General features: G+C 71.6%; 24 protein-coding genes, 1 tRNA gene and 2 pseudogenes. 15 read left to right on the top strand and 12 right to left on the bottom strand.

Features of this window, described 5'->3' with window-relative positions; translation table 11 throughout:
* Window positions 1–63: 63 nt before the first annotated feature.
* The 3 genes from ABZU25_RS05420 to ABZU25_RS05410 all read right to left on the bottom strand — a co-directional run bounded on the left by ABZU25_RS05420 (window position 64) and on the right by ABZU25_RS05410 (window position 3,399).
* Window positions 64–1,365 carry a helix-turn-helix domain-containing protein gene (locus tag ABZU25_RS05420; protein ID WP_355028089.1) on the bottom strand — a complete coding sequence of 434 codons (1,302 nt, stop codon included), beginning with the start codon at window positions 1,363–1,365 and terminating at the stop codon, window positions 64–66.
* 148 nt (window positions 1,366–1,513) lie between these two features.
* Window positions 1,514–2,197, bottom strand: coding sequence for a response regulator transcription factor (locus tag ABZU25_RS05415; RefSeq protein WP_355028088.1), 684 nt, complete (start codon window positions 2,195–2,197; stop codon window positions 1,514–1,516).
* Window positions 2,194–3,399 (bottom strand): histidine kinase, encoded by a 1,206-nt coding sequence (locus ABZU25_RS05410; RefSeq protein WP_355028087.1) that lies wholly within the window; start codon window positions 3,397–3,399, stop codon window positions 2,194–2,196. Before ABZU25_RS05410 ends, ABZU25_RS05415 begins: the two co-directional genes overlap by 4 nt.
* 330 nt (window positions 3,400–3,729) lie before the next feature.
* On the opposite strand from ABZU25_RS05410, the gene ABZU25_RS05405 reads away from it, so the two are divergent.
* A complete protein-coding gene (locus ABZU25_RS05405) occupies window positions 3,730–4,050 on the top strand; it encodes a hypothetical protein (protein ID WP_355028086.1) in 321 nt (106 codons plus the stop codon).
* A gap of 31 nt (window positions 4,051–4,081) precedes the next feature.
* Here the strand turns inward: ABZU25_RS05405 and ABZU25_RS05400 are convergent, their stop codons facing one another.
* Window positions 4,082–4,732, bottom strand: coding sequence for a hypothetical protein (locus tag ABZU25_RS05400; protein WP_355028085.1), 651 nt, complete (start codon window positions 4,730–4,732; stop codon window positions 4,082–4,084).
* 252 nt (window positions 4,733–4,984) lie between these two features.
* Between ABZU25_RS05400 and ABZU25_RS05395 the strand changes: the two genes are divergently transcribed.
* Window positions 4,985–5,599 (top strand): copper resistance CopC family protein, encoded by a 615-nt coding sequence (locus ABZU25_RS05395; protein ID WP_355028084.1) that lies wholly within the window; start codon window positions 4,985–4,987, stop codon window positions 5,597–5,599.
* A gap of 126 nt (window positions 5,600–5,725) precedes the next feature.
* On the opposite strand, the gene gltX is transcribed toward ABZU25_RS05395, so the two are convergent.
* The 3 genes from gltX to ABZU25_RS05380 are packed head-to-tail and all read right to left on the bottom strand — an operon-like array spanning window position 5,726 to window position 9,810.
* The gene (gene gltX / locus ABZU25_RS05390) at window positions 5,726–7,135 is read right to left on the bottom strand and encodes a glutamate--tRNA ligase (RefSeq protein WP_355028083.1); all 1,410 of its coding nucleotides are present in this window, start codon (window positions 7,133–7,135) and stop codon (window positions 5,726–5,728) included.
* 51 nt (window positions 7,136–7,186) lie between these two features.
* Window positions 7,187–8,464, bottom strand: a complete 1,278-nt coding sequence (locus tag ABZU25_RS05385; RefSeq protein ID WP_355028082.1) for an MFS transporter — start codon at window positions 8,462–8,464, stop codon at window positions 7,187–7,189.
* Complete coding sequence (locus ABZU25_RS05380; RefSeq protein ID WP_355028081.1) at window positions 8,461–9,810, bottom strand: GH1 family beta-glucosidase; 1,350 nt, start codon at window positions 9,808–9,810, stop codon at window positions 8,461–8,463. Before ABZU25_RS05380 ends, ABZU25_RS05385 begins: the two co-directional genes overlap by 4 nt.
* Window positions 9,811–9,998: 188 nt before the next feature.
* Here ABZU25_RS05380 and ABZU25_RS05375 point away from each other — a divergent pair, with 188 nt between their 5' ends.
* Window positions 9,999–10,448 (top strand): SRPBCC domain-containing protein, encoded by a 450-nt coding sequence (locus tag ABZU25_RS05375; RefSeq protein WP_355028080.1) that lies wholly within the window; start codon window positions 9,999–10,001, stop codon window positions 10,446–10,448.
* A 155-nt stretch (window positions 10,449–10,603) separates the two neighbouring features.
* On the opposite strand, the gene aceE is transcribed toward ABZU25_RS05375, so the two are convergent.
* Window positions 10,604–13,342, bottom strand: coding sequence for a pyruvate dehydrogenase (acetyl-transferring), homodimeric type (gene aceE / locus ABZU25_RS05370; RefSeq protein WP_355028079.1), 2,739 nt, complete (start codon window positions 13,340–13,342; stop codon window positions 10,604–10,606).
* A gap of 171 nt (window positions 13,343–13,513) precedes the next feature.
* On the opposite strand from aceE, the gene ABZU25_RS05365 reads away from it, so the two are divergent.
* The 8 genes and pseudogenes from ABZU25_RS05365 to ABZU25_RS05330 all read left to right on the top strand — a co-directional run bounded on the left by ABZU25_RS05365 (window position 13,514) and on the right by ABZU25_RS05330 (window position 19,247).
* Window positions 13,514–14,062, top strand: a complete 549-nt coding sequence (locus tag ABZU25_RS05365) for a hypothetical protein (protein WP_355028078.1) — start codon at window positions 13,514–13,516, stop codon at window positions 14,060–14,062.
* Between the two features lie 26 nt (window positions 14,063–14,088).
* Window positions 14,089–14,493: a YjbQ family protein gene (locus ABZU25_RS05360; protein WP_355028077.1), complete on the top strand. Its 405-nt coding sequence runs from the start codon at window positions 14,089–14,091 to the stop codon at window positions 14,491–14,493.
* Window positions 14,494–14,757: 264 nt separating this feature from the next.
* The gene (locus ABZU25_RS05355; RefSeq protein WP_355028247.1) at window positions 14,758–15,162 is read left to right on the top strand and encodes a MarR family winged helix-turn-helix transcriptional regulator; all 405 of its coding nucleotides are present in this window, start codon (window positions 14,758–14,760) and stop codon (window positions 15,160–15,162) included.
* Between the two features lie 51 nt (window positions 15,163–15,213).
* A pseudogene (locus tag ABZU25_RS05350) lies at window positions 15,214–15,552 on the top strand (transketolase); the annotation flags it as partial.
* 474 nt (window positions 15,553–16,026) lie between these two features.
* Window positions 16,027–17,997: pseudogene (locus ABZU25_RS05345) on the top strand (thiamine pyrophosphate-dependent enzyme); the annotation flags it as partial.
* Window positions 17,998–18,109: 112 nt separating this feature from the next.
* Window positions 18,110–18,547 carry a DUF3052 domain-containing protein gene (locus ABZU25_RS05340; protein ID WP_272612865.1) on the top strand — a complete coding sequence of 146 codons (438 nt, stop codon included), beginning with the start codon at window positions 18,110–18,112 and terminating at the stop codon, window positions 18,545–18,547.
* An 86-nt stretch (window positions 18,548–18,633) separates the two neighbouring features.
* The gene (locus ABZU25_RS05335; RefSeq protein WP_355028076.1) at window positions 18,634–19,098 is read left to right on the top strand and encodes a peroxiredoxin; all 465 of its coding nucleotides are present in this window, start codon (window positions 18,634–18,636) and stop codon (window positions 19,096–19,098) included.
* A gap of 77 nt (window positions 19,099–19,175) precedes the next feature.
* Window positions 19,176–19,247, top strand: a tRNA-Val gene (locus ABZU25_RS05330).
* A 264-nt stretch (window positions 19,248–19,511) separates the two neighbouring features.
* On the opposite strand, the gene ABZU25_RS05325 is transcribed toward ABZU25_RS05330, so the two are convergent.
* Both ABZU25_RS05325 and ABZU25_RS05320 read right to left on the bottom strand, forming a co-directional pair.
* On the bottom strand, window positions 19,512–19,967 hold the full coding sequence (locus tag ABZU25_RS05325; protein ID WP_355028075.1) for a hypothetical protein: 456 nt from the start codon (window positions 19,965–19,967) through the stop codon (window positions 19,512–19,514).
* 52 nt (window positions 19,968–20,019) lie between these two features.
* Window positions 20,020–20,610, bottom strand: a complete 591-nt coding sequence (locus ABZU25_RS05320) for a TetR/AcrR family transcriptional regulator (RefSeq protein ID WP_355028074.1) — start codon at window positions 20,608–20,610, stop codon at window positions 20,020–20,022.
* A gap of 92 nt (window positions 20,611–20,702) precedes the next feature.
* Between ABZU25_RS05320 and ABZU25_RS05315 the strand changes: the two genes are divergently transcribed.
* The gene (locus ABZU25_RS05315; protein WP_355028073.1) at window positions 20,703–21,146 is read left to right on the top strand and encodes a nuclear transport factor 2 family protein; all 444 of its coding nucleotides are present in this window, start codon (window positions 20,703–20,705) and stop codon (window positions 21,144–21,146) included.
* A complete protein-coding gene (locus ABZU25_RS05310; RefSeq protein ID WP_355028072.1) occupies window positions 21,143–21,343 on the top strand; it encodes a heavy metal-associated domain-containing protein in 201 nt (66 codons plus the stop codon). The genes ABZU25_RS05315 and ABZU25_RS05310 overlap by 4 nt, the downstream gene beginning before the upstream one ends.
* 4 nt (window positions 21,344–21,347) lie before the next feature.
* Here the strand turns inward: ABZU25_RS05310 and ABZU25_RS05305 are convergent, their stop codons facing one another.
* Together ABZU25_RS05305 and ABZU25_RS05300 are read right to left on the bottom strand one after the other, a co-directional pair.
* Window positions 21,348–22,100 (bottom strand): hypothetical protein, encoded by a 753-nt coding sequence (locus ABZU25_RS05305; protein WP_355028071.1) that lies wholly within the window; start codon window positions 22,098–22,100, stop codon window positions 21,348–21,350.
* A gap of 138 nt (window positions 22,101–22,238) precedes the next feature.
* Window positions 22,239–22,979, bottom strand: coding sequence for a 3-oxoacyl-ACP reductase family protein (locus tag ABZU25_RS05300; protein WP_355028070.1), 741 nt, complete (start codon window positions 22,977–22,979; stop codon window positions 22,239–22,241).
* A gap of 282 nt (window positions 22,980–23,261) precedes the next feature.
* Between ABZU25_RS05300 and ABZU25_RS05295 the strand changes: the two genes are divergently transcribed.
* Together ABZU25_RS05295 and ABZU25_RS05290 are read left to right on the top strand one after the other, a co-directional pair.
* On the top strand, window positions 23,262–23,891 hold the full coding sequence (locus ABZU25_RS05295; RefSeq protein ID WP_355028069.1) for an HAD-IA family hydrolase: 630 nt from the start codon (window positions 23,262–23,264) through the stop codon (window positions 23,889–23,891).
* Window positions 23,892–24,094: 203 nt separating this feature from the next.
* Window positions 24,095–24,553 carry a GNAT family N-acetyltransferase gene (locus ABZU25_RS05290; protein ID WP_355028068.1) on the top strand — a complete coding sequence of 153 codons (459 nt, stop codon included), beginning with the start codon at window positions 24,095–24,097 and terminating at the stop codon, window positions 24,551–24,553.
* Window positions 24,554–24,643 lie beyond the last annotated feature (90 nt).

The following is a 24,643-nucleotide window of genomic DNA, read 5'->3' as shown; positions in this document are numbered from 1 at the left end:
GGATTCGCGCGGGTAACGCTGTGCCGCCCCCGACCAAACCACACTAGAACGTTTGGAGGTTTCCTACAAAAATCGGCGGGGATCATCCTCGTTCTGTGCCGTTTTCCGGTTTGCCGGGGTCATTGTCTGAGTTGGTACGGTCGAGGAGAGCGGGACGACCGGATCCAACCGACCCACTGTCAGCGCGACCTGAAGCGCGAACGCGTCCCGGGGCGACAGCGGCGAGAAGCCGGTCACCTCGGCGATGCGGCGCAGCCGATAACGCACCGTGTTCGGATGGACGAACAACGCGCGGGCGGCGCTCTCCAGCGTGCCACCGGCGGCCAGGAAGGCGTCCAGGGTCGCCAGCAACTCACCGCCGGCGCGCACCAGCGTCGCGTACACGTCGTGGCGCAACCGCCGACGAGCCTCCGCGTCGCCAGCCAGGGCCCGCTCCGGCAACAGATCCGCGGCCGGCACCGGACGGGGAGCAGCGGGCCAGGCCGGCGCCGCCCGGAAACCGGACAGCGCGGCCCGCGCCGACTCGGTCGCCTCGTCCAGGCTCGGTACGGCCGGACCGACCACCACCGGCCCGTCGCCGAACGCGCTGAGCAGATTGGCGGTGGCGGTGAGCGGGTCCGCCGCGCCGCCCAGCACGATCACCAGCCGGTCGCCGTGCACCCCGCCGATCACCTCCACACCGATCCGGCGGGCCTGCCGGTAGACCACGTGCAGCACCGCGGAGACCTCCCCGCCCGGCGATCGACCGACCGCCACCGCCACCGGCGGCGCGTCCGCCCAGCCGAGCGCGGCGGCCCGACTGGCCAGCACATCGGGCGAGTCACCGCGCAACAGCGCGTCGACAAGCAGGGCCTGCAACCGGGCGTCCCACGCGCCGCGTGACTCGGCTGCCCGCGCGTACACCCGGGCGGCGGCGAACGCGATCTCCCGGGAGAAGCGCAGCACCGCTTCGCGCAGTTGCTGCTCCTCACCCTCGGCGGCCAGGTGCGAGACCTGCTCCTCGACCACGTCGATGGTCACCTTGATCAACGCGACGGTCTGCTGGAGGGTGATCGACCGGGCCAGCGCCTGCGGTGCGGCGGCGAAGACCTCGTCCGAGACCTCCTGGGTGCTGTCCGCGGTGCCGCCACCCTCGCTCAACCACTGCACAAGCGACCGGGCGCCCGCCTGGGCCACCAGCATCACCCAGGAGCGCTGGTCGGCCGGCAGCGCCCGGAACCACGGCAGCGTCTCGTCCATCCGGGCCACGCTGGAGGTGGCCAACGCCCCAGCCGAACGCTCGATCCGGCGCAGCGTGGCCGCCAGCTCTCCACCCCCCGGCGTACTCACCGCCCTAGCCTGACATGTCGTGAGCAGGCCAACCACGTCGGGCACCGGTCAGCGGGCCGCCAGCGCCAACAGGAGTGCCGTCCCGTACCAGCGTCGCATCTCGTCTCTGTCCCGGTCCGCCACCGTCGGCGTGAATGCCGGGAAGCGTACGTCAGTCCGGTGTCCAGAGTGGACGGCGACGTGCTCACGGTTGCGGGGGAGCGGGCAGACCGAACTCCTGGGCCAGGATCGCGGCCTGCACCCGGCTGCGCAGCCCCAGTTTCGCCAGGATCCGGCTCACGTGCGTCTTGGTGGTGCTCTCCGCCAGCACCAGCCGGTCGGCGATCTGCTGGTTGGACAGGCCCAGGCCGAGACAGGCCAACACGTCGCGTTCCCGCGGGGTGAGGGTGCCCAGCGCGGCCCGGGTGTCCGCCGACGCGCCCGGCGCGGTGGCCGCGAAGGCGGCGATCAACCGGCGGGTCACCGCAGGGGCGATGAACCCGTCGCCACGCGCCACCGTCCGCACCGCGGTCACCAGCCCATCGGCGTCGGTGTCCTTGAGCAGGAACCCGGCCGCGCCGGCGCGCAGCGCGCCGAAGACGTACTCGTCCAGGTCGAAGGTGGTGAGCACCAGCACGTCGGCGAGCAGGTCGGTGACGATCGCCCGGGTCGCGGAGATCCCGTCCCGGCGTGGCATGCGTACGTCCAGCACCGCCACGTCCGGGCGCAACTCCCGGCACAGCCGCACCGCCTCGTCGCCGTCGGCCGCCTCGCCGACCACCGCCAGACCGGGGGCGGCGCCCAGGATCAGGGCCAGTCCGGCGCGTACCGCCGGCTGGTCGTCGGCGAGCACCACCCGCACGATCGCGTCGTCCGCCGGCCCGGTCACCCGCCCTCCCCGGTGGGCAGCGCGGCCCGAACCTGCCAGCGCCCGTCCCGCGGCCCGGCGGTGAACCGCCCGGCCAGCAGCGTGGCCCGCTCCCGCATGCCGATCAGCCCGGCCCCGGCGCCCGGCAACCCGGCCCCGGGCGAGCGCACCGGATTCTCCACCGTCACCACCACCTCCGCCGGCCGGTACGCGATGGTCAGCTCCGCCTCACCAGTGCCGTGCTTGAGCGCGTTTGTCAGCGACTCCTGCACGATCCGGTAGGCGGCGAGGTCCACCCCCACGGGCAGCGGGCCCGGTGTGCCGTCGGTGCGCACCCGCACCGCGAGGCCGGCGGCCTGGATCCGCTCGACCAACCCGTCCGCCTCGGCGAGCCGCGCAGTGACCACCTCCGGCAGCGCCGGGCCGTCGCCGGCCGAACCCGAACCGCCACCGGTTGCTGGCTCGCGCAGCAACTCGATCATCTGCCGCATCTCGGCCAGGCCCTGCACGCTGCTCTCCCGGATCACGCGTAACGCCGAGGAGACCTGACCGCGATCCAGGCCGGGTACGGAGAGCACGGCGGTGGCGTGGATGGCGACCGCGCTGAGGTGGTTCGCGACGACGTCGTGCAACTCCCGGGCCATCCGGGCCCGTTCGGCGCTGACCGCCTGCTGGCGGTCCAACTCGACCAGCCGGGCGGTCTGCTCGGCTCGCGCCCGCTCGGCCGCGGCCTGGTCGCGGTACTGCCGCACGCTGATTCCGGTCAGGACCGGCAGCAGCCCGGCGAGCACCACCGGCACCCCGACGGCAGCTCCGCGCCACGTGCCGAACCCGAGGACGCCGACCACCACCCCGACCAGGCTCAGCGCCACAGTGATCCGCAGCAGCCAGCGCCACAGCCGGGGCGGACCGTACACGCAGGCGTCGTAGAGCACCTGCGTGTAGACCACTACCGTGCCCAGTGAGTTGCCCAGCGCCGTGTCGACAAGCAGCGCCCCGGTCCCCACGGCCAGGCTGGCCCGGGGTGCGATCCGCCGCAGGCCGACGGCGACGCACATCGCCAGCAGGGGCGGCAGGAACAGTGCCGGTGGCACGTCCGGGTGCGGGATGATCTGCGGTTGCATGCCCAGGCCGTACAGCACCAGACCGCCGGCCAACGACGCGCCGGCGAGGGCCAGGTCCCTGCCCAGGGTGCCGGAACCGAGCCACGGTGGCGGTCGCATGCCCCCGATCCCACCACAGCCGCCGACGCTCGGAGGGGCCGAGGCACTCGCCGGTCACGGCGTGGCGCTGCGGGTGCTCCTGCGCCGGGCCGACCTGGAGGCGCACCGCGCCCGCTGAGCGCCGGTCCGCTCCGGCTGCGGCCTCCGGGTGAACGGCGCGAAAAGAAGCTGTGAACTGCGCTACCGGCTTGCGCGTTCACCGTCGTCGTCGGGAGCTGGCCGGTGTCGACCCCAGGTACGCTGCGCGCGGCCCGTCGGTTCCGGCCAGTACGGTGACAGGGGCACGTCGGGGGAGTACCCGCGGGTGAGGCGAGCGTGAGGAGACCGGGAATGGCGCACGGGGAGGCCGAGTACGGCTGCGCCCAGGGCGAGCCCGGCCGGCCGGGGCACCACGACCCGCAGGCGGCTGGCAAGCACCGTCGGCCGGCCGTCGGCGCGCCGTCGCACCCGGTGGAGCCGCGGCCCGACGACGAGACCGCGCCTCCGCGCCAGCGCTCCGCCGAGGCCTCCGCCTGGACCGAGCCCGACACCGACGTCCCTGCTGGTTGCCTCAGCGAACTTCCCGGCTGGGCCGGAGCACATCGACACGGCCCGGTCCGGCCGCGCCCACGGGCCACCCGCCGGGAGCGCCCGCCGCGCCGCTGGTGCTGAGCCCCCGGCGTCTCGGCACCGTGGCCAGGAGTTAACGGGTACGACGGCGGATCAGCAGGGCGATCCCGGCGAGGCCGACCGTGATCGTCAGCATCACCCCGACGTTGAGCAGCAGCAGGCGCTGCAGGTCGCCAAGCGCGTCGTCGAGGTCCTTCGCCGGGTCGAGCGTGTCCTCCGGGAGCACCCGCTCGCCACCACCCGCACCACCGCTGACCGTGTCGAACTGCCGCTCCAGCGGCACACCGGCGGTGCGCAGGGTCTCGGACATGCTGAGCCGACCCAGGAACCAACCAGCGCTGATCTTGCGGGCGTCCGGCTGCTTCGCCGGCCGGTAGACCCGCGGACCGCCGAGCGCCTTGGGATAGAGGTCGTACGTCTGCTGCGCCGTCTCACCGGCGAACACCACGACTGTGTACTTCGGACCGAGGTCGCCCGGCTTCGGGCCGGTCGACATGCCGGTGCGCCCGAGGAAGTTGACCTGGTCGATGACGGCGCCCACGTGGGCGGGTTGCGTGTCCGCGCGTAACCGCAGGGGCGCGGAGAGCCCCACGCCGGTGATGTCCACTCCGGCTGGTGCCGGGTTCGGCGCCGCCGAGGCCGGGCCGGCGGTGCCGAGCGACAGCAGCGCCGTCGCCAGCGCGCCCGCCAACACGGCGGCCAACCGCCTCATGTGTCGGACCATCCCGCCTCCTCGCCCCGTTCGATGGATGGCTTCGGTGTGACGCGTGGAGCGGTCTGTCGATGCGACGCCGACCAGAGGGTCGGGTCTACACCTACAGACTCCGCAAAACGTCGATGAGTTGCAGCTTCTGGAACAGTATTTGGAACTATCTGCGATCTCTGCTCGACTAATGAGGAGCCGTTTGATCAGCGGGCGGATCGTACCCTTACGGAGGGGTTCATGGGGGGCAGGGTTACACGTACGGCGCGGGTTGTGCCAGTGGTACTCGGCGTGGCGCTCGGTGTGTCGTTTCTGGCGCCGGCAACCCCGGCCGCCGCGCACAACTCGTTGACCGGCAGCGATCCGCGCGACGGTGCCCGGGTGGCGACGGCCCCCGCCCGGATCGAGCTGCGGTTCCTCGCCAGGCCGGCACCGGCTACGACGAAGATCACAATAACGGGACCGGACAATGTGGCCGCCGGCGGCCCACCCGTCTTCGACGGCAGCCGCGTGCGGGTGCCGTTCAAACCGGCCGCAGCGGGGCTCTACGTCGTCGGCTACCAGCTCGCGTCCGGCGACGGGCACCCGGTGAAGGGTGAGGTGCGGTTCACCCTCACGACAGGGACCGCCGCCGACCCGTCCGCGAGCCCGTCCGCCCTGCCGTCGGCTGACGGTGGCACCGCCCTGCCGCCGGGCGTCGCTGTCGGTTCGCCGTCGGCCGGGCCGGCCTCGACCGCACCGGGCGTCACCCCGACGGCGGTCGTGCCGCTGGCGCAGGAACGCGCCAACTCCGCCCAGCGCTTGTGGCTTTGGGCGCTCGGCGCGCTGGTGCTGCTCGCGGCCCTGGTGAGCGGCCTGCTGATTCGCCGCCGGGCCACCCGCGGCTGAGTCCGATCCAACGCCTGCGCAACCCTCGGACACCCGCCCCACAGTCGTCGAGCAGGGCGGCGGGTGTCAGATCAGCGTCGAGCGGGGCGGCGGGTGTCAGATCAGCGTCGAGCGGGGCGGCGGGTGTCAGACCAGGCGGAGTCGGGCGGCGCGCATCCGGGTCAGGGTGCGCTCGCGACCGAGCACCTCCAGCGACTCGAACAGCGGCAGGCCCACGGTGCGGCCGGTGACCGCGACCCGTACCGGTGCCTGCGTCTTGCCGAGCTTCAGGCCACGCTCGGCGCCGACCGCCTCCAACGTCGACTTCAGGGCTTCGGCATCCCACGACCCCAGCGTCTCGAACGCCGCGACGGCGTCGTCCAGCAGCTCCGCCGAGCCGTCCTTCATCGTCTTGGCCCAGGCGGCCTCGTCGATCAGCGGTGAGGCGAGGAACAGGAAGTCGACGTTCGGCACGATCTCGCTGAGCAGCGCGAGCCGGGTCTGGGCCAGCGGGGCGACCGCGGCGAACGCGTCGGCGTCGAACTCCTCCGGCTGCCAGGGCGGCGGGGCGATGGTTTCGGTGCCGGTCAGCCACGGCTGGCAGGCGTCGATGAAGTCGGGCACCGACAGCGCCCGAATGTAGTCGCCGTTGAACGCGCGCAGCTTCTTCTCGTCGAAGAACGCGGGGGAGGGGTTGACCTCCTCCAGCCGGAACTCGTCCTCGATGACCGACCAGGGGACGATCTCCCGGTCGCCGGAGGGCGCCCAGCCGAGCAGCATCAGATAGTTGCGCATCGCACCGGCGAGGTAGCCCTCCTCGCGGTACGCCTCCAGGGCGACCTTGTCCCGGCGCTTGGAGAGCTTCTGCCGCTTCTCGTTGACCACCACCGGCACGTGCGCCCAGATCGGCGGCTTGACCCCGAGCGCGTCCCAGAGCAGCTGCTGCTTGGGCGTGTTGGGCAGGTGCTCCTCGGCCCGGATCACGTGGGTGATCCCCATGGTCATGTCGTCGACGACGTTGGCCAGCAGGAAGACCGGCGAGCCGTCGCCCCGGGCGATGACGAAGTCCTCGATGAGCTTGTTTTCGAAGGTGGGCTCGCCGCGGATCAGGTCGACCACCACCGTCGTTCCCTCGTCGGGCGTCCGGAAGCGCAGTGCGTGCCCCGGACCCGGGCCGAGGCCACGGTCGCGGTGGTAGCCGTCGTAGCCCTGGTACTGGGAGCCGGTGCGGGCCTGTACGTCCTCGCGGGTGCAGTCGCAGTAGTAGGCGCGGCCCGAGTCGTAGAGACGAGCGGCGGCGGCCCGGTGCTCGCCGGCGTTCTCCGACTGGAAGTACGGACCCTCGTAGCTGCCCCGCGAGATGCCGATCCAGTCCAGCGCGGAGAGGATGCCCTCGGTCCACTCGGGCTTGTTGCGCGCCGCGTCGGTGTCCTCGACGCGCAGCACGAACACCCCGCCCTGCTGCTTGGCGTAGATCCAGTTCTGCAGCGCCGAGCGGGCACCGCCGACGTGGAACATACCGGTCGGGGAGGGGGCGAAGCGCACACGTACCGTCACGTCCCCCAGCCTACGGCGGCCGGCTAGCGCTTTTGGCCACGGCCCCCTGACTCACGGCACCGAGCGGATCTTCACCACCAGGGCGCTGCCGACAAGGGTGACCACGGCGGTGACCGCGTAGAGCGTGGGGTAACCGCCCAGGTACACCACGAGCGGGGCGGACAGCGCCGGGCCGAGCACCTGCGGCGCGGAGTTGGCGATGTTGATGACACCGAGGTCCTTGGCCCGGTCGGTGGCTCGGGGCAGCACCTGGGTGATCAACGCGGCGTCCACCGAGAGGTAGACGCCGTAGCCGGCGCCGAGCAGCAGCGCGGCGACGATCGCCATCGGCCAGACCGGCGCGACAGCGAGCAGCAGCGCCGCCACCGCCATGATCAGCCCGGACGCGATGACGTAGATCTTGCGGCGGCCGGAGCGGTCCGACAGTCGGCCGGCGACCACAGCGGTCAGCATCATGCCGAGCGTGTAGAGCAGGATCAGCACCAGCAGCCCACCCTCGGGGTCGGGGTGGCGCACCCCGTCGGTGAGGAAGTACAGCAGGTAGAGGGTGCCCAGCGCGTTGCCGAGCTGGACCAGGAACCGGGTGATCCAGGCCCAGGCGAAATCCGGGTGCCGGCGCGGGCTGATCCACATCGAGGCCAGCAGCGCCCGCGTGCGCAGCACGGGTCGATGCGTACGTGGCAGGGGTTCGTCGGGAGTGAGCAGCGCGAACGGCAGCGACAGCAACAGGATGGCCACCGCGATGGCCAGGTAGCCGGCCGCGTTGCCGGTGACCACGGCGGTGACCAGCACCGCGCCGAGCACCAGCCCGAGCGCCTGCGGAATGCCCACCCAACCCGAGACACCGCCGCGCTGGGTGACCGGCACCCGGTCCGGGAGGGCCGCGCTGAGGCTGGCCAGCATCGCGTTGAAGCAGACCTGCGCGGCCACCCAGCCGAGGGCCACCCCGAGGATGGTCCGCTGCTGGGCCAGCAGCACCAGGGCCACCGCGCCGAGCAGCGCCCCGCCAGCGGTCCAGACGTGCCGACGGCCGAACTCCCGGCCGGCCACCCGCAGGCAGGTCCGGTCGGAGAACGCGCCAGCGAGGGGGTTGGCGAGCACCGCGGCCAGGGCGCCGAGGCCGGTGACCACCGCCAGCATGTTCTCCTTGTCGCCGGGCGCGATCTGCTCGATCTGTTGCGGCAGCAGCACCTGGATCGGCGTGAAGAACGCCATCCAGACCCCGAGGTTGGCCGCGAAGATCAACCCGATCCAGCCGCGCCGCACCGGCACTGTCGGCTCGGCGAGCGCGGCCGGCAGCGACGTCGGCGTCGGGTCGAGGGTGGTCACCGCGCCGACCCGTCCCGGGAGGCCGCGATCACGTCCCGCAACCAGGTGTACGACGACTTCGGCGTACGCGTCTGGGTGGCGTAGTCGACGTGCACCAGCCCGAAGCGCTTGGTGAACCCCTCGGCCCACTCCCAGTTGTCAAGCAGCGACCAGACGAAGTACCCGCGTACGTCCACCCCGTCGTCGATGGCGGCCCGGACCGCCCGGAGGTGCCCGTCGAGGTACGCGACGCGCTCCGGATCCGCCACCTGCCCGCCCGCGTCCGGTGCGTCGTCGTACGCGCAGCCGCTCTCGGTGATCTCGATGGGCGGCAGGGCGTCGCCGTAGGTGTCGCGGAGCCAGCCGAGCAGCTCGCGCAGCCCGTCGGGGGCCACCGGCCAGTCGAAGGCGGTCCGTGGGTAGCCGTCCAGCGGCACCAGGTCGAACGGCAGTGGCGAACCCGCCTCGGCGGCCCGTACGCCGGTGGGGTTGTAGTAGTTGACCCCGAGCACGTCGATCGGCGCGGCGATGGTGTCGAGGTCGCCGGGGCGGATGACGCCCGTGTCGAAACCGGGCAGTTCCGGGTAGCCGCGGCCGAGCAGCGGGTCGGTGAAGAGGCGGTTGTGCAACGCCTCGTACGCGGCCCCGGCGGCCCGGTCGGCGTCGCGGTCACCGAGCACCCGCACCGGCGAGTAGTTGTTGGCGATCGCCACCGGGCTGGTGGTGCGGGCGCGCAGCGCGGCGACCGCGAGCCCGTGTCCGAGCAGTTGGTGGTGGGCGACCGGGAAGGCGTCGAAGAGCAGCGTCCGGCCGGGAGCGTGCTCGCCCATGCCGTACCCGAGGCTCATGTGGATGAACGGCTCGTTCAGGGTGATCCAGAGCCGGACCCGGTCGCCGAGTCGGGCGGCGGTCAGGTCGGCGTACTCGGCGAACCGGGCGGCGGTGTCGCGGTGCAGCCAGCCGCCGGCGTCTTCGAGAGGTTGCGGCAGGTCCCAGTGGTAGAGGGTCGCCACCGGGTCGACACCGGCGGCCAGCAACTCGTCCACAAGTCGGTCGTAGAAGTCCAGGCCGGCCGGGTTGGCCGGGCCGGTGCCGGTGGGCCGTACCCGGGGCCAGGCGATGGAGAACCGGTACGCGCCGACGCCGAGACCGGCCATCAGCGCGACGTCCTCGGCGTGGCGGTGGTAGTGGTCGCAGGCGACCTCGCCGCTGCTGCCGTCGCTGATCCGTCCGGGGGAGTGCGCGAACGTGTCCCAGATGGACGCACCGCGCCCGTCGGCCGTGGCGGCGCCCTCGATCTGGTGGGCCGAGGTGGAGACGCCCCAGCGGAAGCCGGCGGGGAACTCGGGCATCGGTGCTGTCGACATGCGCCCTCCCGGTCAACGTGAAACGTGTTCGGGACTTTAGGGCGCTCTCCACCAATGCGCCATAGGCCGGCCTGGCGCAATCCGCAATGGTTGATCGGCGTGTCTTTTTCCAAACCCGTCCCGGTAAGTCCGATTTAACGCATAGAGTGCCGATATCGTGGGATGTCCTCACCGGAGGAAAGACGGAAATGATCCTCGTTGAACGCAGTGCGCACGTGGCGGCGCCAATTGAAGTGGTCTGGGATGTCGTGCAGCGGGCCGAGCAGTTGCCGGCCTGGCTGGCCGGCGTCCGCGCGGCCGAAGTGCTCTCGGGAGAGGGCTTCGGCCGGCGACAACTGGTCCAGGCCGGGCGCGGCTCGGCGCATGAGGCCGAGGTGATCGCCTACCAGGAGCCGACGCTGATCGGTTGGCGGGAACGGGCCAAGGGCGCGGGCTCTCGGGCGGAGGCACGCACCGAGATCTACGTCCAACTCACCACCGACGAGGAGGAGGAGGGCGGGACCATCGTGCGGCTCATCGTGGTCCGCTGGCCGGCCGGCCCGGTCAAGGCGGCCCTGCTGCGCCTCGGACTGCGTCGGGTCGGCGCCGACCTGGAGGACTCGCTGGCCCGGCTCACCGACCTGGCCGCCGTCGGCTGACGAGCGCCCATCCTCCCGGCGTCACCCGCGACGGCGGTGGTCCGGATCCCCGCCAGGGACCCCGGACCACCGCCGCTTCCGCCCTCGGACAGGGTGTGGCCGTACCGAAAAGGGCCCGACGCGGGTGCGCCGGGCCCTTTCTGGATCGTGCTCGATCAGCTGTCGCCGCCGGTCTCGCCGACCGGGGCGGCGTTGACATCGTCGATCGCGTACTTCTTGGCGGCCTCGGCCGGCACGCCGGCCGCCACCGCACCGCTACGGGCAAGCTGCCGCAGCGTGGCCACCACGATCGACTCCGCGTCGACGTGGAAGTGCCGGCGCAGCGCGTGCCGGGTGTCCGACATGCCGAAGCCGTCGGTGCCGAGCGACGTGTAGTCGCCGGGCACCCAGCGGGCGATCAGGTCCGGCACCGCCCGCATCCAGTCGCTGACCGCGACCTTCGGCCCGTCCGCGTCGGCCAGCTTCCGCTGGATGTACGGCACCTTCGCCTCGGCGCCCGGGTTGAGGAGGTTGTACTCCTCGGTCTCCACCGCGTCGCGGCGCAGCTCGGTCCAGGAGGTCACCGACCAGACATCGGCGGCCACCCCCCAGTCCTGGGCGAGCAGCTGCTGGGCCTTGAGCGCCCACTGCATCCCGGTGCCGGAGGCGAGCACGTTGGCCTGCGGGCCGTCGACCTGCGGTGCCGCCGAGTAGCGGTAGATGCCCTTGAGCAGGCCCTCCACGTCCACGTCGGCTGGCTCGGCCGGCTGCAACGTCGGCTCGTTGTAGACCGTCAGGTAGTAGAAGACGTTCTCCTGCGCCTCCCCGTACATCCGGTGCAGACCCTGCTCCATGATGTGCGCGATCTCGAACGAGAACGCCGGGTCGTACGCGACCACCGCCGGGTTGGTGGCCGCGATCAACATCGAGTGGCCGTCCTCGTGCTGGAGGCCCTCACCGTTGAGCGTGGTCCGACCGGCGGTCGCGCCGAGCAGGAAGCCCCGCGCCATCTGGTCGGCCGCCGCCCACAACCCGTCGGCGGTCCGCTGGAACCCGAACATCGAGTAGAAGATGTACATCGGGATCATCGGCTCGTCGTGCGTGGCGTACGCCGAACCCGCGGCGGTGAACGAGGCGACCGAGCCGGCCTCGTTGATCCCCTCGTGCAGGATCTGCCCGGTGGTCGACTCCTTGTACGACAGGAACAGCTCCCGGTCGACCGAGGTGTAGCGCTGGCCGTGCGGCGAGTAGATCTTCGCGGTGGGGAAGATCGAGTCGAGGCCGAAGGTGCGGGCCTCGTCCGGGATGATCGGCACCCAGCGCTTGCCGAACTCCTTGTCCTTCATCACGTCCTTGAGCAGACGGACGAAGGCCTGCGTGGTGGCCACCTTCTGCTTGCCCGAGCCGCGCTTGACGTCGGCGAACCGCTCCGGGCCGGGGATGGCCAGCCGCTTGGTGCTGGTCCGCCGGGACGGCAGGTACCCGCCGAGCTGCTCCCGCCGCTCCTTCAGGTACTGGATCTCGTCCGACTTCTCACCCGGGTTGTAGTACGGCGGCAGGTAGGGGTTGTCCTCCAGCGCCTTGTCCGGGATGTCCAGGTAGAGGCGGTCGCGGAAGGTCTTCAGATCCTCCAGCGTCAGCTTCTTCATCTGGTGGGTCGCGTTGCGGCCCTCGAAGTGCGAGCCGAGGGTCCAACCCTTGATCGTCTTCGCCAAGATGACGGTGGGCTGACCGGTGTGCTCGGTGGCCGCCTTGTAGGCCGCGTAGAGCTTGCGGTAGTCGTGCCCACCCCGCTTGAGGTTCCAGATCTCGTCGTCGCTCAGCGGGTCGACCATCTTGCGGGTCCGCGCGTCGCGGCCGAAGAAGTGCTCCCGCACGTACGCGCCGGACTCGGCCTTGTAGGTCTGGTAGTCACCGTCGGTCGTGGTGTTCATGAGGTTGACCAGCGCGCCGTCGGTGTCCGCGGCGAGCAGCGGGTCCCACTCGCGGCCCCAGACCACCTTGATGACGTTCCAACCGGCACCCCGGAAGAACGACTCCAGCTCCTGCATGACCTTGCCGTTGCCCCGGACCGGGCCGTCCAGCCGCTGGAGGTTGCAGTTGATCACGAAGGTGAGGTTGTCCAACTCCTCGCGGGCGGCCAGGCCGATGGCGCCCAGCGTCTCCGGCTCGTCCATCTCACCGTCGCCGAGGAACGCCCAGACGTGCTGCTGTGAGGTGTCCTTGATGCCGCGGTGCTGCAGGTACCTGTTGAATCGGGCCTGGTAGATCGCGTTCAGACCGCCGAGACCCATCGAGACGGTGGGGAACTCCCAGAAGTCCGGCATCAGCCGCGGGTGGGGGTACGACGGCAGCCCACCGCCGGGGTGCGACAACTCCTGGCGGAACCCGTCGAGCTGGTGCTCGCTGAGCCGCCCCTCCAGGAACGCCCGCGCGTACATGCCGGGGGAGGCGTGACCCTGGTAGTAGATGTGGTCGCCGCCGCCCGGGTGGTTCTTGCCCCGGAAGAAGTGGTTGAAGCCCACCTCGTAGAGCGACGCCGAGCTGGCGAAGGTCGAGATGTGCCCGCCGACGCCGATCTCCGGACGCTGTGCCCGGTGCACAAGCATGGCGGCGTTCCACCGGACGTACGCCCGGATCCGCCGCTCGACGTGCTCGTCACCCGGGAACCACGGTTCGCGCTCCGACGGGATGGTGTTGATGTAGTCGGTGGTGGTCAGGGGCGGAACCCCGACCTGGCGCTCACGGGCCCGCTCCAGCAGGCGCAGCATGACGTACCGGGCGCGTTTGGCACCGCGTTCGTCGATGACACCGTCAAGCGACTCGACCCATTCGCTTGTCTCTTCAGGGTCGATGTCCGGAAGCTGGCTCGGTAGGCCGTCGCTGATCACCGGGCGCTTGCGTTCCGTAGCCACAGGCGTTCCCTCGGTTGTGTGTGGGATAGGTCTCTAGCGCCATCCTGCCCCCTGGTGGCACCCCTCGTCACGTCTAGGTCCCCCGGACGCGATGCTGAACACAGGTACCCGCCGGTAACTTAGCGCTACGGAGGCCCCTGGCCCCTTGTTCGGGCTTCCTACCGTGACGGTATGAACGGGCGACGAGTGACTGTCGGCGGCGTGCTTCTGACGGTCGCGGTGCTCGCGGCGATCCCCGGGACACGGGTGTTGCTGTCGGGTGATCCCGCAGCGCTTCCGGTCGTGATCTTCGGCCTGGCCGCCGTGGTGTTCGGCGCGGTCCAGGCACGCGGCGGCCTGCGGGCTCCAGCCGCCGAGAGTGCTCGGCTGGTGGCCGGTCACCGCCACGGGTACGCGGACACCAGCATCCCGTCGACCTACTACGGGAGCGACCCGGACGGTGGGCACCGGTCGGACGGCGTTGGCTCGTCCGACGGCGTTGGCTCGTCCGACGGCGTTGGCTCGTCCGACGGCGTTGGCTCGTCCGACGGCGTTGGCTCGTCCGACGGCGTTGGCTCGTCCGGAGGTGGCGGTGACTCGGGCGGTGGTGGCGGCTGGTCCGGAGGTGGCGGCGACTCGGCGAGCGGTGGCAGCTGGTCCGGAGGTGGCGGCGACTCGGGCGGTGGTGGCGGCTGGTCCGGAGGTGGCGGCGACTCGGGTGGCGGTGGCGGCGGCTCCTGACCCGTGCCTGCGGCAGAATGCGACGTATGCGCAGCGACGTGATCACCGTCCAGACCGGGTCCCGCCCGACCGTCCGGGACATCACCGCAGAGGCCCAGCAGTTCGTCTCCAGCGAGGGCGACGGCCTGCTGCACGTCTTCGTGCCGCACGCCACCGCCGGCCTGGCGATCATCGAAACCGGGTCGGGCTCCGACGACGACCTGCTCAGCGCGCTGAACGACCTGCTGCCCACGACAGATCGCTGGCGACACCGGCACGGCTCGCCCGGCCACGGCCGCGACCACGTGCTGCCGGCGTTCGTCCCCCCGTACGCCACACTGCCGGTGCTCGGCGGACGACTGGCGCTCGGCACCTGGCAGTCGATCTGCCTGGTCGACACCAACGGCGACAACCCCACCCGCCAGGTCCGCTTTTCCTTCCTCCCCGGCTGACCGCACCTCCCCCCGCCCCGTCAAGATCCGCGCAACTTCCCCGAAGCTGCTGGCTCGGCGGGTGCCGAGGCAGCAACTTCCCTGATGTTGCGCGGATCTTGACGGGGCGGGGCGGGGCGGGGCGGGGCGGGGCGGGGGCAGCGCCCGAGCGCTGAGCTGGAGGAACGGCGCGCTGCGTACGATGTGGCAGTGACGCAGGAGGTGGGTTCCGTAGCAGGTGGACCGGTGGATCGGGCTGGTCTCGCCGACGATGTGGTGCGCCGGATGGCCCAGGTGACCACCGCGCTGCGACACCGGCAGGGCGCCGCGTTCGCTCAGTTGGGGCTCACCCCCGCTACGGCCCGGGCGTTGCACGAGCTGGACCCGGACCACCCGCTGCCGGCCCGCGATCTCGCCGAGCGGTTGGGTTGCGACCGGTCGAACGTGACGGTGCTGGTGGACAAGCTGGAGCAGGCCGGGCTGGTCCAGCGCCACACCGACCCGACGGACCGTCGGCAGAAGACGCTTGTGGTGACCGGGGAGGGCCGCGGCGTGCGGGACCGGGTGACCGAGGTGATGTCCGACTCCCGACTCCTGTCCGGGCTGACCGACCGGGAGCTGAGCACCCTTCGTGACCTGGTCCGAAAGATGTCCGACGGTGACTGTCCGGACCCCTGTGGGCCGGAGTGAGTCGACCCGCGCCGACCGTGTCCCACTGGGCGACGAAGGCTTCCGTCGGTAATGCTGTCCCTCGTGACAACCCCGCAAGATCTCGACGACCGGTTCCGGGAGACGCTGGCGGCGCTACCCGCCGCGGGGCGGCGGCGTGACCCCGCCGACCCGGTCAACGACGATGCCCCACTGACCGGCGCACAGGTGGTGGACCTGTTCGACGCGCAGGTGACCAGCCGGCAACTCGACCTGGCCGGCCGGTGGCTGCGCAGCTTCGGGGAGGGTTTCTACACCATCGGTTCGGCCGGACACGAGGGCAACGCCGCGGTCGCCGCCGCGCTGCGCCCCACCGATCCGGCGCTGCTGCACTACCGCTCCGGCGCCTTCTACTGCGTCCGCGCCGCGCAGGCCGCCGCCGGCCCAGCATCGACCGCCAACCCGGTGCCGCCCAGGTCCGTGCCGCCTGGGTCCGTGCCGCCTGGGTCCGTGCCGTCCGGGTCCGTGCCGGCGGGGGCCGTGCCGTCCGGGTCCGTGCCGGCGGGGTCCGTGCCGTCCGGGTCCGTGCCGTCCGGGTCCGTGCCGGCGGGGGCCGTGCCGGCGGGGGCCGTGCCGGCGGGGGCCGTGCCGACCGGCTTCGAGCCGGCTGGGGCCGTGCCGTCCGGGTCCGTGCCGTCCGGGTCCGTGCCGGCGGGGTCTGTGCCGCCTGGATCCGTGCCGGCTGGGGCCGTGCCGCCCGACCCCGAGCGGTTGACCGACCTCGAACGGCCGACCGAGCGGTCGACCGACCCCGAGGCGCTGATCGATCCCGAGCGGCTGACCGACTCCGAGTCGACCGACCCCCAGCCCACCGGGTCCGAGCCGCCCACCGGCGTATTCGCGCCGTACGCGGAGGCGGCCCGGGACGTGCTGCGCGGGATGGTCGCCTCCAGTCAGGAGCCGAGCGCCGGCGGCCGGCACAAGGTGTTCGGCCGGGCCGACCTGGCCATCGTGCCGACCACCTCCACCATCGCCTCGCACCTGCCCCGCGCGGTCGGGATGGGACTGGCCGTGGAACGGCTGCGCCGGCTGGACAGTGTGGGGCGGCGTACCGGGGCCGGGGTGCGGGTTGGCAGCGGTGCGGGCGCCGCAGCCGCCCCGTGGCCACCGGACGCGATAGTGGTCTGCTCCTTCGGCGACGCCTCGGTCAACCATGCCAGCGCCACCGCCGCGTTGAACACCGCCGGCTGGTACGACCACGCCGGGCTGCGCATTCCGGTGCTCTTCGTCTGCGAGGACAACGGGCTGGGCATCAGCGTGCGCTCACCGGAGGGCTGGGTCGAGGCGACCCTGCGGGCCAGGCCGGGCATCCGCTACTTCAGCGCGGACGGGGCCGACCCGGTGCAGACGTACGCGGTGGCGGCGGAGGCCGCGGCCTGGGTGCGCCGTAACCGGCGGCCGGCCGTGCTGCACCTGCGCACGGTACGGCTGATGGGACACGCCGGGGCGGACGCGGAGTCGGCGTACCGTAGCCCGGCCGAGCTGGCCGAGGACCTGGACCGGGACCCGGTGGTCGCCACCGCGCGGCTGCTCGTCGACGCTGGTGTGGCCACCGGCGAGGAGTTGCTGGCCCGGTACGACGAGACCGGCTGGCAGGTACGCCGGCTGGCCGAGGAGGTGCTGGGCGAGCCGAAGCTGTCCTCCGCGGCCGACGTGGTGTCGGCGCTGGCGCCCCGCCGTCCGGTGCGGGTGGCGCGGGCGGTGGGCGACGCCGCCGCGCGGGCGAGCGGGCCGGGCGCCGGTGCCCGGGCGGAGGCGTTCGGGGGCAAGCCGCCGGAGCTGGCCGGCCCGATGACCCTGGCGCAGAGCATCAACGCGGCGCTCGCCGACGGGATGCTCGACCACCCGCAGATGGCGATCTTCGGTGAGGACGTGGCTGCCAAGGGCGGCGTGTACGGGGTGACGAAGGGGCTGCGGGACCGTTTCGGGGCGGCCCGGGTCTTCGACACGTTGCTCGACGAGACGTCGGTTCTCGGGTTGGGCCTCGGCGCGGGGTTGGCCGGGATGCTGCCGGTGCCGGAGATCCAGTACCTGGCGTACCTGCACAACGCGGAGGACCAACTGCGCGGGGAGGCGGCCACCATGCAGTTCTTCTCGCGGGGGGCGTTCCGCAACCCGATGGTGGTCCGGGTGGCCGGGCTGGCGTACCAGGAGGGGTTCGGCGGGCACTTCCACAACGACAACTCGGTGGCCGTACTCCGGGATGTGCCCGGTCTGGTGGTCGCGGTGCCGGCGCGGCCGGACGACGCCGCGCCCATGCTGCGGACCTGCCTGGCCAGCGCGGCGGTGGACGGCAGTGTGTGCGTGTTCGTGGAGCCGATCGCGCTCTACCACACCCGCGATCTGTACGCGGCTGGCGACGGGGAGTGGCTGGCCGGTTATCCGGAGCCGGGCGCGTGGGTTTCCGGGCACGTGCCGATCGGTCGGGCCCGGGTCTACCGGGTCGGCTCGGCCGACGACCTGACCATCATCACCTTCGGTAACGGGGTGCGGATGTCGCTGCGGGCCGCGGCGGTCCTCGCCGAGGAGGGCGTGGGCACCCGGGTGGTGGACCTGCGCTGGCTGGCACCGCTGCCGGTGGCCGACATCATCCGGGAGTCCTCGGCGACCGGCCGGGTGCTGGTGGTGGACGAGACGCGCCGCTCCGGCGGGGTGGGGGAGGGGGTCATCGCCGCCCTGGTCGACGCCGGATATGTCGGTGCCGCACGGCGCGTGGCGGGAGTTGACTCGTTTGTACCATTAGGTCCGGCAGCCCGTCACGTTCTGGTCTCCGCGGAAGCCATTACCGACGGTGCCCGTACGCTGCTGGCACGGTAAATTCCGTTCCACCCGGTGCGCCACTTGCGCGCGGACGCACAACTGTGTGGACTCTGCCTGACGGCGTCGCACCGACGCCGCGAGCAGGGACGAGATGAGGAGGCACGCGACAGTGAGCGCGACCGCTGGTCAGGCCGCCGACGGGGTACGCAGCCTGGCGGACCGGTTCGGAATGGAACCGGGGATGGTCGTCATGGAGATGGGGTACGACGACGACGTCGACCAGGATCTCCGGGACGCCCTGACCGACCGCTGTGGAGAGCTGGTCGACGAGGACACCGACGAGGTGGTCGACGCGGTGCTGGTCTGGTACCGCGACGGCGACGGTGACCTTTTCGAACTTCTCGTCGACGCCCTCGGCCCGCTGGCCGACAACGGGGTCGTGTGGCTACTCACCCCGAAGGCGGGGCGTGACGGGCACGTCGAGCCGAGCGAGGTCGCGGAGTCCGCGCCCACCGCCGGCCTTCAGCAGACCTCGACCGTCAACGCCGGCCGGGACTGGAGCGGCGCACGTCTGGTGCTGCGCCGAGGGGCCAAGGCCAAGAAGTAGCCCGCGCCGCTTCGCAGGCCCGGCGGTCCGCACCGTCGGGTCGCAGGCTGGTGCGGTTTCCCCGACTCGACCCGAGGAGAGTACGCATGCCCATCGAGGTTGGTGCCGAGGCGCCGGACTTCGTCCTGAAGGACCAGAACAACCAGGAAGTCCGACTCTCGGACTTTCGGGGCAGGCGCGCCGTGCTGCTGGTCTTCTACCCGTTCGCCTTCACCGGCACCTGCCAGGGTGAGCTGTGCGAGGTGCGGGACAACCTCGACGCGTACGTGAACGACCACGTCCAGGTGTTGACGATCAGTGTCGACTCGGTCTTCAGCCACAAGGTCTGGGCCGACCGTGAGGGTTACCAGTTCCCGATGCTCGCCGACTTCTGGCCGCACGGCGCCGTCGCCCAGGCGTACGGGGTCTTCAACGACACTGCGGGCTTCGCCAACCGGGGCACCTTCGTGATCGACAAGGCCGGCGTGGTCCGCTTCGCCGAGATGAACGGTCCGGGCGAGGCCCGCGACCAGCAGGGCTGGCGCAAGGCCATCGCCGAAGCGACCGGCTGACCGGAGTACGCCGTGCGCCGGTGCCGGCGGCGAGCAGGGTAAGCTTGCCAGCCACCGGCCCGCCGCACTGGCGATCCGGGCGCGTAGCTCAGTGGGAGAGCACCCGCCTTACAAGCGGGGGGTCGCAGGTTCGAAACCTGCCGCGCCCACCCTTCATCACAAGTGTCCGGGCGACGACCGCGAGGGGTTGCTTGACCGCACCCGCTATCTTTCGCGGCTATGGGCGCGATCAAGCCGTGGCATCTCGCGATTCTCAGTCTCTGTTGTCTGCTTCCGTTGGCGGCGGCGGTCGCCGGTGGGGTCTGGGCCGCACGCCGAAATTGCACCCGGCGCTGAGTCGCGGCGGCAGTGGGGTCGTTGACGGCGGGCTTCATCGGGCGGGATCCGTCAGGTCCCGGTTGACGAGCGGCGCATCAGAGGCTGCCCAGGTTGAGCCGTAGGGCGTGCATCGCCACCTCCTCGAACGACTTGTCGAACAGTTCGACGCTCACATCGTCGGCGAGGATCTCCACGAGGTCTTCGTGGCAGACCACGAGGAAGTGGCGTAGCTGCCGCCAACCCGAGGAGGTCTGGTCCGGGAACGGCACCCGGTTCTGTGCCTCCAACCGGCCGGGCCATGGCGACCCCCGCACCTCGTGGAACCCGTACTCCCAGTCGGGGTCGTAGAGAGGATGACCGGGCAGCGCCTCGTCATTCGGATAGCCGAAGAGCACCTGCGCGAAACCGGCGAAGGTCGCCATCGCCACGCGGTGCGGCTTCTCGGTGGCGAAGACGAGGCGGCAGCTCCGCTCGTCCGCCAGCAGCAGCTCACCCGACCCGGCGGGCGACGGACCTACTCCCAGGTCCAGCCGGACCACGCGTGGATTCACCTGCGGGATGGTAGCCCTCGTCATCGTCGCCGGTCACTGGGGAACCTGCGGCTCAGCTCGCCGGGCGCAGCGCCCGGAGCAGGATGGTGCGTAGCGCGCCGGCGGCTTCGACCGGCGGCATCCGGCCGGCGTCCACCTCCTCGCCAGCGGCGTGCCCGATCTTGATGGTGACCGCGGCGAGCCACTCGGCCGGGAGGTCCTTGTCGAACTCGCCGCTCGCCTGACCACGCCGGATCACTCGGCTGATCCGATCGGCGATCGGTGCGTGGCGTTCCTGGTCGGCCTGCGGGCTCATTGGGACCGACGCGATCTGCTGAACGAGGACCGGATGGCGCCCCGCGATCCCGCTGCCGGCCTGAAGGACGCGGATCAGCGCCTCGGCGGCCGGTCCGGTGTCGGGCTCGGCGGCGTCCATGGCGGCGACGGCCTCATCGGTGATCCGGTCGACGACTGCTGCCAGCAGGTGTTCGCGAGACGGGAAGTGGGAGTAGACGGTCTGCCGGGTCACCCCGGCGGCGCTGGCAATGGCGTCGAGGCTGGCGTCCGGCTGCGCGTCGAGCAGACGCAGTGCCGCGTCGACGATCGCGCTGTTGTTGCGGCGGGCGTCGGCACGGCGGCGGTGGCGCTGCGCTGGACCACTCATCTTTTACACCTTGCCAAGGTTTCTCGGATGTCGATATATTACAGCCCGTAAAGTTTCGTTCGTTCGAAGATCACGGGCTGGCGGTGGGCAGTATGCGCGCTCTCGATGGCACCGATCCCAGGCAGTTCATAGCCGACTTCTTCACCTCCTTCATGGCCGACCTGGTCCGCGGGGACGAAGACACGGCGCTGGTCGTCGACAGGTACCACACGCCCGACATCGTGCAGATCGCCGATGGCAGCCGGATGGACCGCGCCAAGCTCATCGCGCACGCCCAGCCGGCTCAGAAACACCAACCCGACGCCAGATGGGAGGTGCACGAGGCGCTGGCCGACGGCGACCGGATCGCCGCCCGCTACACCCTGCACTTCCAGAACCGGAAGCGGGAGGGCAGCGTGGAGGTGCACTTCTTCGGGCAGTTCGCCGACGACGGGCGGATGCGGCGGGCGCACCTGCTCACCCGGCCCCTTCCCGTCCGGGCCGGCTCGGCACCACCACCGCCGGAAGCGCCCGCCGGCCGCCAGGTCCCGGCATGACCGTCGGCGTCTACCGCGTGGCAGGCATGGCGTGCGGCCACTGTGAACGCTTCGTCACCGAGGAGATCGAACGAATCCCCGGCGTCACCGGCGTAGCCGTCGATGTCGAACTCGACACCGTCACGGTGACCAGCAACCGGCCTCTCGACATCGGCGAGGTGCGCGCCGCCGTCGAGGAAGCCGGCTACGAACTTTGACGGTTCACGTCACTGTGGCGTGGAGCCGTTCCAGTTCGCGTTGCGTGCCGATGGCCGTGCGGCGGTCGGGGTGCTCCACGTACTGCCGAACCGTGTTCGCGAGGAACCCCGGGTCCACGTGCAGCCGTCCGACCGGCAGCGGATACGCGTGGGGCGGCTTGCCCGGCATCGCGGCCAACCGCATCAGGGGGATGCTCGCGGCTTTCCGGGTCGGAGGAGGCGGTCCGCCGGGGAGTAGGTGATCCCAGCGAAGAACGGTCCGCGTGACAAGGCCCTGTGCCGTGATGCCATCGCGGTCCAGGGCCAGGAGTGGCCGGTTCAGCAGCAGAGTGATTGCGATACCACCCAGGACCACGGCCGGGACCGCGATGGCCAGCGCCAGCATGCCCGTTATCTGGACGAGTTGTCCGCGATCCTCGCCGGCAATCCGTTCGGTCTGCACGAAGGCCGCCGCGATCCAGCCAAGGACCATCGCCCAGGGGCCGAGCCACTTCGGGCTCGCCGGCGCGACGAAGCGGTTCTGGTCCGTGTCCACCTGCCAGGTCGCGGGCCGCCGGATGCTTCTGGTCGACAGGGCATAGCCGGCCCACGGCACCAGGAGCGTGCCGGACAGGACGGCCACCCACACCAGGAGGGCGACGCCACTCGGATCGATCCGCCAGGTCACCGGCTTGAACCACAGCTCGGCGCAGACCCGTAGGGCGAACGCGGCCACGGCGAAGGGCCAGACCAGCAGGCGTGCCGCGCGAAGGGACATGGTCGGCACCGTAGGCGGTCCGGTCAAGCCGTCGGGCTCAGCGCCGCGCCCACCCCCTCGTTCAGGAGAAACGCCTCCCACCCGAAGAACGGTTGAGGTCGGGGGGCGCCGGAGGTCGGGCGGCGCCGCCCGGGCTCCTCAGCTGGTGAAGCCACCGTCCACATTGATCACCGCGCCGGTCACGTAGCCGGCCTCGGGGCTGGCCAGGTGCGCGACGGTGGCGGCGATGTCGGCGGGGCGAGCGTAGCGGCCGACGGCGGTGAATCCGCTGATGGCTGCTGCGTTCGGTCCGTCCGCCGGGTTGGCGTCCGTGTCCGTCGGCCCGGGGTTGACCAGGTTGACGGTGATGTCCCGTGGGCCCAGCTCGCGGGCCAGGCCCCGGGTCAACCCAACCAGAGCGGTCTTGCTCATCGAGTAGAGCGTCAGCCCGGGAAAGACGGCCCGTTCACCGACGTTGCTGCCGATGCTGATGATCCGTCCGCCTTCGCCCAGGTGCCGCAGCGCCGCCTGCACGGCGACGTACGGTGCCCGGATGTTCACCGCGATCGTCCGCTCCATCTCGGCTGTGCCTAGTTCGTCCATGGCGCCGACCAGGAAGACCGCCGCGTTGTTCACCAGGATGTCCAGCCGGCCCAGTTCGGCGGCCACCTGGTCGACCGCTCCCCGCACGGCGCTCGGGTCGGCGCCGTCGGCCTGCACAGCCAGCGCCCGCCGGCCCAGCGCCTCGATCTGCCGTACCACGGTCGCGGCGCGCTCCGCGTCCTGCCGGTAGGTCAGAGCCACGTCGGCCCCGTCCTGAGCCAGGCGTAGGGCGATGCCGGCCCCGATGCCGCGGGAGCCACCGGTCACCAGGGCGACCTTGTCCTTCAGTGTCATCATGCAAACGATCATGTAGCCGTGCCGGCCTCGCCGTCTGGCGGCAATCGGACCCCTCGTTCCCACCCCCAAGTCCGATACCCGCCCCCCGCCGCCCTCGCCGCCCACCCCGCCCCGTCGCCCCGCCACCCCGCCGCCCCGCCGCCCCGCCGCCCCCAAGATCCGCGCAACTTCAGGGATCCTGCTGCCTCAACGGGCGACGAGACAGCAGGATCACCGAAGTTGCGCGGATCTTGATGGTGGGGGAGGGTCGCCTGGAGAGCCGGGCGACTGGGGAGGGTGATCGTGGGGCTGGGCGGTATTGGCGCAGTGCTGTTCGACATGGACGGCACCCTGGTCGACTCCGACGCCGCCGTCGAGCGGGCCTGGGAGCGCTGGGCCGCCGAGTACGGGGTCGACCCCGTGGCCGCGTTGGCGATCGCCCACGGCAGCCCGGCGGACCGGACCATCCGCCGCCTGATGCCCGCGCTCGATGACACCACTGTCGCCGCGGCGGCGGCGCGGCAACTCGCGTTGCAGTACGACGACCTGTCCGACGTGGTGGCCACCCCCGGGGCGCACGAACTGCTGACCGCGCTGGCCCGGCTGGGGCTGCCCTGGGCGGTGGTCACCAGCGCCGACACGCGGCTGGCCGAGGCTCGGCTCGGTGCCGCCGGCATCATCGCTCCCGTACTGGTCACAGTGGACGACGTGCGCGTCGGCAAGCCGGACCCGGAGGGTTACCGGCGGGCCGCCGCCCTGCTGGGCGTGCCCGTGACGCGGTGCCTGGTCGTCGAGGACGCCGAGGTCGGCCTGCGGGCCGGGCGGGCCGCCGGCGCGATGACCGCCGCGCTGAAGGGGCTCGATGGCGACCTGCGCCTCGACGACCTAACGCAGTTGGCGCGCCAACTGGACCGCTCGCCAACCGCGCGCTGACCGGCTCGCCAACCGCGCGCTGACCGGCTCGCCAACCGCGCGCTGACCGGCTCGCCAACCGCGCGCTGACCGGCTTGCCATCCGCGCGCTGACCGGCTTGCCATCCGCGCGCTGACCGGCTAACCCGGTGGCGTACCCGGATTGGATCTGCTGCACTCGGCAACGACGGAGGGGAGGATTCGGTGGAGTTGACGCTGACACCGATGACGGAGCAGGAGCTGGCCCGGTTACAGGAGCCGCTGGAACAGGGATACGCGGAGGACCTGGTCGCGCACCGGGGGATGACCCCGGAGGCGGCCCTGGAGCGCTCGGTCAGCCAGATCCGGGAGTCGCTGCCGGCGGGCGCGGCGACCGAGGGGACGCTGCTGCGGGTGGGCCGGGTCGACGACACCGAGGTCGGTTGGATCTGGGTGACCCTGCCGACGTCGGCCGCCCCGAGGCATGCCTGGATCCAGAACATCGAGGTACGTCCGGCGCACCGGGGCCGCGGCTACGCACGTCGGATGATCCAGCTCGTCGAGGCCGAACTCGCCCAGCTCAAGGTGCCCGAGTTGGGGCTGAACGTCTTCGGTACGAACGCTGTCGCGATCGGGCTCTACCAGAGCCTGGGCTTCGAGGTCACCTCGCAGCAGATGGCGAAGCGGATCGCCCCGGCGGGCTGAGTGGGCGTCGCCGGTCTGGAGCGACCCAGGACGATCCCCCGGCAGGACTGTTCACCTGTCCAGCGGGAAACCGGCGCGGACCGCACCTGG

It is taken from the genome of Micromonospora sp. NPDC005215 (assembly GCF_040607915.1).
GTDB lineage: Bacteria > Actinomycetota > Actinomycetes > Mycobacteriales > Micromonosporaceae > Micromonospora.
The sequence above is the reverse complement of the archived record's forward strand: the minus strand, read 5'-3'. Positions and strand labels throughout refer to the sequence as shown.